This window comes from Xylanibacter ruminicola (genome assembly GCF_900142525.1).
Classification (GTDB): Bacteria; Bacteroidota; Bacteroidia; order Bacteroidales; family Bacteroidaceae; genus Prevotella; species Prevotella ruminicola_A.
In genome coordinates this window covers 101460-114685 of sequence record NZ_FRBD01000012.1, presented here as the reverse complement: position 1 = coordinate 114685, position 13226 = coordinate 101460, and the positions used below count along the sequence as shown (strand labels likewise).

Here is a 13226-nt window from a genome sequence, read left to right as displayed (position 1 = left end):
TTAATATTTTCATTTTTAATCGAAATTCTCTTAGTTTCGCTGATATGTTGATACCAGCTTACGTATCGCTTTATCAAGCGACTCTGAAGGCTCTATGATATTATAGTTGCTCCAGTATTCAGGGTCTAAGAAGTATTCTACCTTATCATAATATGCATCGCGCGAGTCAAACGAGTTTCGGCTCACTATCGGCTTTACGTCTTCAGATTCGCTCTCGGTCACTGCCATCTCGCAAGTAGCCGTGAACGATGTACTGAACAGTCGTTTCTTCCAATCGCAGTTAAACTTAAACGTGTTGCGCAGATAGCTAATACGCGTTACACCATCTGTATAGCGATAGTCAACCACACACGATAGTTCACGAGGTTTGAATCTTACACCTAAAGGTTTCTTCACCAACATGGTCTTGGTGGCCTTGAGCTTATCGCTCATATCCAGACTCAGCTCTATACGGGTAAAGGCCAATCGCTCGTCATCAATATACAACTTGCCATGATACAAAGCCCACTCCCTTGGGTATTTGGGCTCTATCAGCACCACCATCTGCAGTCGATCATTAATATATTCGGGCACACCCCAGCTGAAACTATATGCATCCAGCTCTTCCTGATTCAACAGGAGGTCATTATTCTTCACCACGTCAAGCTGAACAGGCAGCACAGGTCCACCCATCACCTTCAGGCCAAGAGTATCACCCTGTTTCTGACTCAGCAGACGGCGACCTTTCACAATAGCCACCTTGTCTCTACCTACACCGCGCGTATATGGTGTCTTATACATATCCTCCACGCCTTCGGCCACATAGATAAAATGCTTGCGCTTCATCGCCGTTTCACGATAGAAGGCTTTAAGCAGCTCGGGCTTGCGGCTATAGTTATCAGGAATCTTCTTGATGGCTATTTCAACCACCTCACGCGGATCGCCTGTTCTTACCACGATTTCACGCAGTTGTATCACAGTGGGCTGAAGTTTTATCTTCAACAGCTCTGTCTTTCCTGATTCTAGGGCTACTCGCTTGGTCTTGTAGCCCAAATGCGACACGGTGATGCTTTTTGGTGTTTCACCAAGTTTTAATACGAAGGCCCCGTCATCGTTGGTAACCACCGACACACGGCCCACTGAAACGCTAACTTGGGGCAACGGGCGCCCCGTTTTCTCATCAACAACGGTTCCACCAATGGTTGCCTGCTGTGCCAGTGCCACCATCGGAACCAATAACATCAATATAAGCCCTAGTCGTTTCATCGTTGTAATAGTTTGGTAATGTTTTGTGCAAAGATACAAAAAAATCGCCAAGATGCAAAGAATATTCGAAATTTTAAGTAATTTTGCAGCAGAATTACAACATATAACATCATCCGTATGGTTTATAAGTATGATTTCCTGGTGATAGGAGCCGGCGTAGCAGGCATGAGCTACGCATTAAAAGTGGCTCGTTCGGGCAAGGGTAAGGTATGCATGATATGCAAGACATCACTCGACGAGGCCAATACATCGTTTGCTCAAGGTGGCGTGGCATCGGTTACCAATCTTGAGCTCGACAATTTTGAAAAGCATATTGAAGACACCATGATTGCTGGCGACTACATCAGCGATCCAAAGGCCGTAGAACAAGTTGTACGTATGGCCCCAGAGCAGATTCGTGAACTGGTTAACTGGGGTGTAAACTTCGATAAGACCAGCGATGGCAAGTTCGATCTGCACCGTGAAGGCGGACACTCAGAGTTCCGCATTCTGCATCACAAAGATGATACTGGTGCTGAGATTCAGCGCGGTCTGATGGAAGCCGTTCGCCGCGATCCGAACATCGACATCAAAGAGAACCACTTTGCCGTAGAGATTATCACCCAGCACCACCTTGGTGCTAAGGTAACACGTCGTTCTCCCTACATCAACTGCTATGGTGCCTATGTACTGAACCCTGATACTCAGAAGGTGGATACCTATCTTAGTAAGGTAACCGTGATGTGTACTGGTGGATGCGGTGCTGTATACCTCACAACTTCTAACCCAGTTATTGCTACTGGCGATGGCATTGCAATGGTTTATCGTGCCAAGGGAACAGTGGCCGACATGGAGTTTGTACAGTTCCATCCCACGGTGCTTCACAATCCTAACGAGACTCATCCTGCCTATCTTATTACCGAGGCTATGCGCGGTTACGGCGGTATACTGAAACTGCCCAACGGCGAGACGTTTATGGAGAAATACGACGAGCGCCTGTCGCTGGCACCACGCGATATCGTGGCCCGTGCCATTGATAAGGAGATGAAGATTCACGGATTGGACCACGTATGTCTCGATGTCACCCACAAGGATCCAGCAGAGACACGTAAACACTTCCCCAACATCTACCAGAAGTGTCTGTCAATGGGGATCGATATCACCACCGATTATATCCCTGTTCGTCCTGCAGCCCACTACATGTGTGGCGGTATCAAGGTCGACCTGAACGGCCAGACCTCTATCGAGCGCCTCTATGCTCTCGGCGAGTGCTCTTGTACCGGACTGCATGGTGGTAACCGATTGGCATCAAACTCACTTATCGAAGCAGTGGTTTATGCCGAGACAGCAGCCCGCAACTCACTAGAGCACGTAGACTTCTACGACTTCAACGAAAAGGTGCCCGAGTGGAACGATGAGGGCACACTCACCAACGAGGAGAAAGTGCTGATTACCCAGAGCGTAAAAGAGGTCAATCAGATAATGTCGAACTACGTAGGTATAGTACGAAGCGACCTGCGCCTTCATCGCGCCTGGGACCGTCTGGACATGCTCTACGAAGAGACCGAGCGACTCTTTAAACGCGTGAAGGCATCGAAGGATATTTGTGAGCTCCGTAACATGATCAACGTGGGCTACCTCATCACCCGTTGGGCTCTGGAGCGCAAGGAGTGTCGTGGTCTTCACTACACCACCGACTATCCCGTACATGCTTACGACAAGTAAAATAAAAAAAGCATAGCTTCCATCATGCGAAAGCTATGCTTTTTTTTAATTAATCATATTTTTAACCCTGATACACACACAATACATTTGCATGTTACAAATGGAAAACACCGAAATGTAATCGCCTTACTATCAAGCAAGTATATTTTTCAGTTTTGTTTCTTTTGATAAAAAACGGTTATACAATCAGCATATAAATCGTGTAACTGTAAGGATTAACATACCTTTGCATCGTCAGAACTTAAAATACTGGATTATGAATTTTAACTATCTAACAATAAATTAAATAATGAAAAAGCTAAAATTGGTTTTAGTTATGCTCGCCTGTGTTCATGGAATGCAGGCGTTTGCGAAATCTGACGATATCAGGTATGAGGATTTCCTTCTCAAAGACTCTTCCAAAGTGATTCATGGTGCGTTAGACAACGGCTTTCAGTATTACATCGTAAAGCTGCCTATGGATCATTTTCAGATGAGTCTGGTACAGAAAGGCGGAGATCATTACGACGGAGAGACCATCGAAATCTCACACTTTCTGGAGCACATGATGTTAACCGCCAATCGGCAATTAGCTATAGGAGGTACCTTAAGAAGCTATCTGAATAAACTCGGTAAGGATTATGGTACAGGTTTCAATGGGTACACAGCTCCTTATTTTATGGCATACGAATTGTACCAGCTGAAGAGCAATCGAGCATATGCTGATTCATGTATGGCGATATTATCTGAAATAGCCTATAATGCCAGCATTTGTGCCATGGACATAGAAGAGCAGAGAGAAAGGGTATTGCACGAGCTCACCAACAGAAAATACATGTCGGGAGCAAGAATAGTGGATGCCCTCTTTGCAGCTTTCACGTATGGATGCGATCTCGAACAATGGAGGGAAAAGAGACTGAACAGTACAAAGAAGATCACACAGTCCCAGCTTGAAGCATTCTATAAGAAATGGTACCAGCCTCAGAGACAATGTCTTGTGGTTTCCGGCAAAATCCCCGACGGTATTGAGGAGATGATAAAACGTCAATTCGGCAACCACCCAAGCCAGCCTACTCCAACACCACCAACATTAGACTATCAACAAAGGAATTTTACTATTTCCAGAGTAGGAAGCCCAACATGTAACATCATACTCTATTTTGATCAACCTCTTCTGACAACATCGGAGAAGGAAAGTCCCAAATTCTTCAGAGATTACTATGCGCTGAAAAAAGGCAGTAAAGCACTATCCGATAAAATAGAAAAGAATAAGAAGGAGCACATAAACTCATTTGTTAAAGGTCTGGTAGATGAACGTTTTTCAATGCAGATGGGATTTGCATATAACATTCATGACGAAGACCCGGAAAGCGGCTTACAGGCCCTTGTAGACAGCATGACCGTTTTTCTGGATGATGTCAGGAATAATGGTGTCCAGATTTCCATGGCCGCAGACACACTTAAAGAGAGTTTGGTAGAACAGCGTCGTTCTGAGGCTAAGACCAAATTAAAAGAAGGAAATGGAAAAGACAACACCCTTGACGAATCGTTACCAATTATAAACTGTTTCGTTCATTCCTTACCTATATACAAACAAGAGGATTCAGATGCATACTTGTCGTATGAACTCAGCGGTAAAGATATCTCGAATTACTGCAAGAAGTTCATCAATGAGTCTACACTGAAGATACAATGTATTCTTCCGTATGGTTATCCTGAAAAAGAGATTACTGAGAAACTGAACGCCCTACTGCAACGTTACAACAACAAATCAAAATAACATAATCAGCAAAATTGAGTTAAGACTATCAATATGAATACAAAGCTTTTACTATTATCGATGATATGCGCCATTGCCATCCATACATCGGCACAGCCCAAGGGCGTCAGATATGAGGATTTCATCGTAACCGACTCGTCAAACATCTACCAAGGGGTTCTGGACAATGGTTTCCGCTATTATATATGCAACAACAGCATCCCATATGACAAACTGGAAATGAGACTCATTCAAAAAACTGGAACTAACCACGACGACGGAATTCCAGGTATCTCGCTTTTATTAAAAAGGATGCTTTCCTCCAGGGAAGTCCATCTTTCTGAGGGTGCATCCTACACTTCTGAAATTGAACACAAGTGTACAGAATTCAGTTTGCTTCGATTGAATGATGAGCACGCCTACGCTGACTCTTGTATGGAGATGCTTGCCGATATTGCAGGAGCTGCCCGTTTCTCAGTATCAGAGCTGGAACGCCAGAAGGAGCTTCTCGCAACAGAAATCTCCAACAAAAGATACAATCTTACCAAAGCTGAAGAAGACTACATCAAAGCAGTCTTTGTGTATGGATGTACTCCCGACGAGTGGATAAACAAACAAGTTGAGAGCATCCGCAGCATCACAATCCAACAGTTAGAAGCGTATTACCAGAAATGGTACGCGCCACAGAATCAGTGTCTGTATGTGTTTGGCAAAGCACCTGTCGATATTGTAGATATGATCAAGCAGAAATTCGGCAGTCGTCCAAGTATGCCTGCTCCTAAAAAAGCTGAGAACATACTGAGCGACAATAAGTTAATGATGTTGAAGTATGACAGTTTCACATTTAATATTAAATTCTGGTTCATGAAACCTCGTACAGCGCTTTCAGAGACAAGGAATTTGGACTATCTAAGAAAAACGGTAATACAAACCCGCTTTTGCGATATTCTAAAGTCATATTTTGGAGGATTTACAACTGCGTCTATAGATGAAACCGATAAACTATTTGAAAGACCTCTTCTCGAAATAAACTGCATCAAAGGAATTGAACTATATGGAGACGAGAACCAGTTTACAGGCTTCATAGATGATATTACTAAAAAACTATATGATATCATGCATAACGAGTTGCCTATTAATATGGACACACTGTCGATCGAGAAACAGAAGGAACTCCAACAGCAGGCGTTGACCGATATCCGTAGAGATGTTGTCTTAGATACCTATTCCTGCATCAAGGAAAATTTCATCAATTCTACGCCACTCATCAAAAGACTCCAACCGTACAATTACTTCCAACATGAAATCACCAAACAGGATATCCTGGACTATTGTAAGGAAGTGTTCAGTAATTATGATTTGAAAATAGTGTGTGTAACACCGTACGATTATCCTGATGCCGATATCAAGGCCAAACTAGAATCTGTTGTACAGCGTTTCAGTGCACAATAAAATCATCTGGTCAGCGAGAACTTCATAGAGAGGCCAAAGTCGTAAGTAGTAGTAGGATAACTATTACTTGACAGCAATGGGGTGTTAGTTTGACTATCGAAATAAGCTGTCAGCGTGAGCAGGCGTGAGAGCGTGTAATCTGCCATGAACGAGAGTTTAAAGGCAGAATTACCGCTTGAAGCCGACGATACACCTGAAGCTATATCACGGGTGATGGCGGCCTGCTTGCGCAGAGAGACATCGAGGCGCAGATTGAGGTCGTGGTTAACGCCGGTTTTGCTGGTTTTACTAGTTTTTCTAGTATTACTAGAATTACTAGAATTGCTAGCACTGCTAGAATTGCTAGCACTGCTAGATTTCCTAGGATTCTGAGCCTTGCTCACACGGCGATTACCCTTGTCGCCAAACAGGTTAAAATCGTGTATCTTATATGCCAAACCTAAAACCCAATCCTTGCTCAGCGATTCGTTTAGCTGAATGCTGGTCATCGATAGGTTGAGCACTCGGGTGGTACGATATTCAATCTTGGCAGTGAGGTCATTCTGGAATGTAGCATCCACCCCAAGCAGGGGCGAGAAAGCCTCATTGATACTAACCGTAGAGTAGCTACTATTAACATAGCTACCCACATTATACACACTCTTATAGGCGTGGTTGATATTAAGACTCTTCAGGTGATCGTGTACCCAAGATAATTTGGACAGTCCACCATATCTTATACTCCAGTTAGGTAGCAAGCGGGTGATGGCGGGGAAGATATCGAGCGAATTACCTGCCCCCGAGGTATAAGCCGAAAGGAATGCCGGTATCAGCACCTCGGCCGAGTACTCACCCCCTACCCTTTGCTGAAACTCGGGTATCAGCTCACGGAAGTGGTCGAATGCTGCCGAGCGATAGCCATTATTGGCATTACCCATACCAGCCAATGCCCCACGCAGCGAGATGGTGGTCATAGTAAAGGTTCCACTTAAGGTTGTCGGCATACCATCGTACATATACTGAACGCTCTTGGCACGATTATCGGTGCGCGAGGCACTCAGGTCAATCTTCAGATCACGTATAGGCTCAAGCACCGCCTTAACCTGTAGGTCTTTACTCATATTGATATTAGCAGGCGTCGACACGCTATTATTCTTCAACATCCAGTCGTTACCCATGGCTTTATCCAGATAACCGTCACCCACAAGTCCGAATGCAAAATCAAGACCAGGAGCCAATGCACCCCCCGACTTATTCTGTCCCAACATATCGCCAGCGTTAGGCATAAATCCAGGCAGAAGCATGGCGTATTGTTCACGATAACTGATGTTCACACTGCGAACCATCATCAGAAATCGGGCCACACTTTGAGCAGGTTTGTACCACCAGTCGTTTTCAATGTTACGCTTCAGTTTTACTGAATCCTTTACACCAGGTTTCTGGGTGGCAACAGACCTTGAAGGCGATGCCGGCTTCTTGGTATTCTGCTTGCTATTAGCATTCTTCTTAGACGATGCCGATTTCTTGAAACGCTCGTTAGCCTTCTTCAGGAACGGTATATGATTATAGAGCGTTTCAAGGTTCAGCGCACTATTGACGGTGACATTACGATTGCTAGTAATCGTATTACCAAGGCTAGTTCCATCCTCCATTTCTGTACCACGAACCCATGTATACTTGGCGGTGTACGAAGCATCGGCATTGAGCCAATCAAATATCGGCAACTTGTTGAGAGGCAGCTGATAAGATGCAGAAACCTGCTGTTGATAGTCGAGCGGTGTGCCCCAGTTACGTATGCTCTGCTTCACCGAATCCTTCCAGGCCACATACTGATCAGGATAAAGGTCCTTATTGATAGGTGTGTAGGGTTCTTCTATCTCAGCTCGTGTGGCCGACTGAAAGCTGAAGTGGAAATTCTTGGTGAAGTCCCAACGCAAAGAGAAATCACGATTCCACAAGAACTGCTCCGAGAATGTTAACGGCAGGTTCTGATTCTCGATACTCTCAAGGTCGCGCTCCTGTAGTTCGTAGTAGTTACGGGTCATCTCGGTGTTAAATGTCACGCTCTGTGGCAGATAGTTGAAGCTAAGCGATTTGGGCAGGTTAAGCCACTTCGACTTACCCTTCAGTTTCTTAAACGGCTCCCACGATTTATATACCGGCGAGTAGCTGTAGTTCAGGGCACCGCGCCACTGATCCTCCTTCTCATAGACGGTAGTCTTGCCCGATGTATTACGATGCGAGTGACTATATGAAAACGAGAAGTTGGCAGGATCGTAAGGCATTGGATGGCGTTTGGTCTTTAATCCCCAACGCAGGTTCGACAGCGAGAAGTTAGTGTTGCGAGTCTTGGTCACGGCAATGCTCTCTATACTGTCGCGTTCGTGCTGGTTAGCTGCACTCTCCAGCGCATCGCTCAGTCGCATATCCGAGTCTAACGGATTGTAGCGCGGCCGTGTTTCCTGATGACTCACCGAGTAGTAAAGTGGAGCTGAGACCTTAGCTTTTTCAGGGAAGAACTTACCCAGTTCAAACTGGGCTGTTATCGAGTATTCCTTCTGTGTATCAGTAGAACGCTGAGTGACACTCTCTTCAAGTCCGCCGAAGCCATCGCTGATATACCGGCCCGAAAGGTTGACGGTACCGAAGTCCGATAGTTGCACATTCATAGTGCCCGATGCGGCCCATCCGCCATCGTTATTGCTATCCATCAGTCGCAGCTCGTTAACCCACACCTCACCCGACTTCACATCGCCCGAAATGTTACGCACGCCAATCATCATCACCTTCACCTCGCCCAGCGTCGGATTACCAAGTATGCTGATTTTGTTTCCTGGTCTGTCGGGGTCGTAATCGCTGTACAACTGGTTAAAACTGCCTATGCCTTGAGCCTTGGCCTGATTGCGTGCCTTTTTCAGTTGGGTAAACACATTCAGGTTTACATCAAGCATATTATCCTGCGGCCAAACCAGCATGCGGTCGGCATTTGAGTATTTGCTATAGTCACTGCGGTCGGGCGTAAGCTCCAGCGGTATCTCATACTCGTAGTAGTTGTTCTTATAGTCGCTACCCATGCGCACAAACACGGCCAACTGGTTGTCCTTTAACTGCGTAGCATCGGGCACCAGATGGTTGGCATGCACAAACATCTGCATGTGCTTGTATTGGCGCAGGTCAAGGTTAATATTACGATACACGGCTTTCGACTCACCATGCTGCAAATTCTTCACCACCATGTTCAGCGCCTGCTCATTATTCTCTACCAACTGCGGCTGCGAGGGGTCGGTTACACGACTGATGCCTGGAGGCAGAACGTAGTTAACCGGCGTCTTATCGTTGTTCTCCTCGATGTTTACTGCACTCACCTCCAGCACTCCGCTCTCGGCACCATTACTCAAGCTCTGCTTGTAGATACGCCACTCACCACGTACCAAGTCGAGCGAACCAAAACGCAGCACAATGGGTTTCTGGAATCCCGACAGGAACATACGCATAAAGCGCACGCTGGTAAAGTCGCTGATAGAGCCCACCTTGCGCTCATATTCGGCCAACGGTATGCGGAACTGATACCAGTTAACGCTGGTGGTATCACCATTACGCAGTTTCACGCTGCTAGTACGCATATCGGTAATGAAGCAATCGGCAGGAGCTGCACCATTGCGATAGGCATCCAGTATCTCAGGCGATATATGCACCTTATATTGGTAGTAGCGCTCATATTCATTCAGAGTATAGTCCTGATTGATATCCTCCACATCCGGACCGCTCTTATAGCTGGTATCATACGATTCTGTCTGGTCCTCAGTCTCAGGCGAGTTGCCTTGGGGATTGTTGATACGCTTGTAGCGATCCAGAATACTCTTGCGCTCGATGTCGAAATCCGATCCACGGAAGTAATGATAGTCATCGCCAGCAGGATCTTGGCGCCACGATTGCATGATACTATCGTTGGTAACAATCGCTCCCACAGAGTTCAGCCATTGGCTGTAAGCCCCATACTGTTGTTCCTCTTCGTCGGTCAGTCCGTTATAACCCGTATCCTGTTTCTTGCGCGACCCCGTTGTAGTGGCAAAAGCATAAGTCTGGGTGGCCTGCACAGGTATCTTACCCCACTGGGTGGTGGTAAAGTTCTGACTACCATCAACAGGCATACCGCTCTCGTAGAATTTCTTGCCATCACGCAATATATCCTCTGAGACTTCGCCAAGATTAAAGTACAAGTCACCAGCATAGTCCGCAGCAGTCCCGTTCTGGCGTGTATAGATAAACGGATCGAGCAACCAGAACTCGATATATTCAATGTTAGCCTGCTCAAAATCGTTAGTTTCTATCTTACGCATCATGCCGCCCCACTTGGTTTCAGGACTACGTAGCCTTCCATCGTTATTCAGGTCGAGCGATAGATTGTACGGGCCGCGCTCCTGTGGGTAGTAAGCCAGATTCAGTATGGGCAACGTCGAGGTAGCACCATTATAGGTACTCTGGTCGCGGTTAGGATAAAGCTCCTTGACATACACCTCGCGCACATAGTGGTTCGACAACTGCTCCAGGTCGCTCTTGATGTGGGCAGGCGTCAGCGTAGAACTGCGACGGGTAAAAATCGGGTCTACATTATACCACGCCAGCAAGGCTCGGTTGTAGCCACTAGTAACACCTGTCTTATCGCTACTCTCATGAAACATCGACGGTACACTCGACAGCGTCCACTCCTTAGGATTGCTCATGTCGAGATAGCTCTTGGTATTCTCAAAGTCGTCTACGTACGATGCATTGTCCTGAGTACCACGGGCAGTACCGGCTATCAGCTGGGCAAACTCGCCCGTAAATGAGATGTGCGATGGTTGTTTGACGTGCAGGAACGGTATCTTGTTCAGCATCGATGTGAGCCACTGCGACTCCTGCTTCCAGTTGATGTTCAATCCCCAGATGGTATTGCTCAGCGGCTCTTCGCCCATATTCACCTTCGATGTCAGAGCCTGTTCATGCAGATGCATAATGGTACCGCCTATCTGCAGATTCTTAGACAAGTCGTATGTCCAGTTAAGTCCCAACATGGTTTTGCGCTGCATGCCGTATTCGGTATCCGACTCGAGCGACACATTCACATTGGTACCGGCATCTATGATGCTTTGGTTCAGGATAGTCACCTCGCCCGCCGAATAGTCAACAGAATAATCAGTACCCTCAGTCAGCACCACACCACCGGCCGTTACTACCACCGAACCACGAGGTACATTATACGCTCCTAGCGAAATGACATTGGCCGACGAGCCTTTATACTGACCTATCAGCATATACTTATCCTTTTCGGCTACGAGCTTAGCCACGGTCTTGGTACTGTCGTACAGCTCGCTGAACACGTACTTCTCGGCTTCCGATGTCGACATTCCTCTACTCTGCAGTTGCTTGCGCAGATAGCTACCAAAGGGCTCAGCCGATGGCAGGAACACACGACCGTCGCTTACGGTATAGCCCTCCACAAAGTCAAAATAGCCATTGGGGTGCAGCTTATTGTTATTGTCCAGACGGTCGCAGCCCAGCATCTTCAGCAGGGTGGTACTCTTCACGCGCTGATCGGGTATGTAGGTCAGATAAACACCTGCGGTGTCGCTCTGGTATTTGATGTCCAGACGGAACTTGGTTTTCTCTACTCTCGAAGCCAGGTAATACACGTTCTTCATCATCAAGTCCCAGTTAGCCTGCTGCGGATTGTTTGATGTATTCTTCAACGCCTTGACGTAGAGGGCCTTCGATGTCTCGGTGATGTCGGCAGCAAACTCGCCCACCTTATAGGTCACACCGCCCAATGTAAACTCGAATGCTACAGCCAGCACCTGGTCGGTCTGTAGTCCCGACTTCAGCGACACATAGCCCAGCGCCTTGTTGATGGTATATTCCGACGATGTGAGCAATCGGGCACTCGACAGTTTTTCGTAATCTCGTCCGCTCTCGAAATCTGGAATATTCGCAAGCACTGTGTTAGTCTGGTCTATATCGCGTGCCTCGGCATACTGGGTGCTCAGCATGTTATACAGCCCATCGGTATTGTTACTTGGCACACGCTGACCACTCTCACCAAGGTTGGCAACAGCTATGATATTACGGGTATTCGATGTATTACCGGTTTTGTTGGTAACCCATATCTCCACACGGTTAATCTCGATGCCGGTGGTAAGATTGGGCAAGGTCGACATGGCCTGATCATAGCGATTGCGGAAGTAATGCGACAGGAAGAAGTGACGGTTCTCCTCATAATCGGCCACATCCAGTTCGAAGGCAGTAGTCTGTGTTCCGCCTTTCGACGATACACTCTTGGTCGATGATTTCTTCTGCGAAAGAACCGTCTGCAGTTTCAGTCGGCCAAACTGCATATCGGTACGCAAGCCAAACAGGCTGCTAGCACCCTTAACCAGCGAGTTATTCGACGGGAAACTGATGTTACCAGCCTCAACCAGCTTGATGATTTCATCCTCCTTACCCTCGTACTTCAGCTTCAGGTTCTGCGCGTCAAAATCAAATGTGGCATCGGTGTTATAGTTCAGATTCATGTTTACCTTGTCGCCCACTCTACCGTTCAGGTTCAGGTTTACCTTCTCGTCAAAGTCAAAGGCTGTGGTCTTACGGTTACGGATGGGCAGCGACGGGTTGTCGGTCTTCTTGATGTTACCACCAATCTTCAGTTCAGCTGTTCCCTGAGTTTTTATGCGCACGCCGCCTGGACCGAAAATCTTCTCAGCAGGCCCCAGGTCGAAGTGCATATCGGTAAAGTCGAACTTATCCTTGCCGGCGTTCTTGGTGTTCTCAGCATTCTTCTTGTGGAAGAAATCGTTCAGCGCCCGTTTCTCTACCCATTTGCGATACTCCTCGGGCGTCATCAGTATGGGAGCGTTCAGATACGAGTCGCCTAACTTGGTGCCGATATAATACACGTTCAGCGAGTCGTTATACTCAACGGTCTGGCGGATGTTGGATGGCATCTTCAGGTCGATGGCAGCGCTGTCCAGATCGTGCACAAACACAGGAGCCGTCTTCTGAATGCGATAACGCGCCTTCAGCGAGTCTTGCTTTTGCGCCCACGTACCTACGCACGCGAACAAAAAAGCCACAA

5 protein-coding genes are annotated in these 13226 nt (G+C 46.9%); 3 read left to right on the top strand and 2 right to left on the bottom strand.

The annotated features are described in order from the left end of the window. Window positions 1-30 precede the first annotated feature (30 nt). Entirely contained in the window at window positions 31-1245 is a 1215-nt protein-coding gene (locus BUB86_RS09135) for a carboxypeptidase-like regulatory domain-containing protein (protein ID WP_073208659.1), read from the bottom strand. 117 nt (window positions 1246-1362) lie between these two features. On the opposite strand from BUB86_RS09135, the gene nadB reads away from it, so the two are divergent. The 3 genes from nadB to BUB86_RS09120 all read left to right on the top strand — a co-directional run bounded on the left by nadB (window position 1363) and on the right by BUB86_RS09120 (window position 6139). Further along, complete coding sequence (gene nadB / locus BUB86_RS09130; protein WP_073208656.1) at window positions 1363-2949, top strand: L-aspartate oxidase; 1587 nt, start codon at window positions 1363-1365, stop codon at window positions 2947-2949. Window positions 2950-3238: 289 nt separating this feature from the next. Beyond that, window positions 3239-4708, top strand: coding sequence for an insulinase family protein (locus BUB86_RS09125; protein ID WP_073208654.1), 1470 nt, complete (start codon window positions 3239-3241; stop codon window positions 4706-4708). 33 nt (window positions 4709-4741) lie between these two features. Continuing rightward, the gene (locus BUB86_RS09120) at window positions 4742-6139 is read left to right on the top strand and encodes a M16 family metallopeptidase (RefSeq protein WP_081373181.1); all 1398 of its coding nucleotides are present in this window, start codon (window positions 4742-4744) and stop codon (window positions 6137-6139) included. Window positions 6140-6141: 2 nt separating this feature from the next. Here the strand turns inward: BUB86_RS09120 and sprA are convergent, their stop codons facing one another. Continuing rightward, on the bottom strand, window positions 6142-13224 hold the full coding sequence (gene sprA / locus BUB86_RS09115; protein WP_254795138.1) for a cell surface protein SprA: 7083 nt from the start codon (window positions 13222-13224) through the stop codon (window positions 6142-6144). Window positions 13225-13226 lie beyond the last annotated feature (2 nt).

Coding starts and splice junctions, on each gene's coding strand:
- BUB86_RS09135 (WP_073208659.1), bottom strand. CDS start 1,245: ATGAAACGACTAGGGCTTATATTGATGTTATTGGTTCCGATGGTGGCA.
- BUB86_RS09125 (WP_073208654.1), top strand. CDS start 3,239: ATGAAAAAGCTAAAATTGGTTTTAGTTATGCTCGCCTGTGTTCATGGA.
- BUB86_RS09120 (WP_081373181.1), top strand. CDS start 4,742: ATGAATACAAAGCTTTTACTATTATCGATGATATGCGCCATTGCCATC.
- nadB (WP_073208656.1), top strand. CDS start 1,363: ATGGTTTATAAGTATGATTTCCTGGTGATAGGAGCCGGCGTAGCAGGC.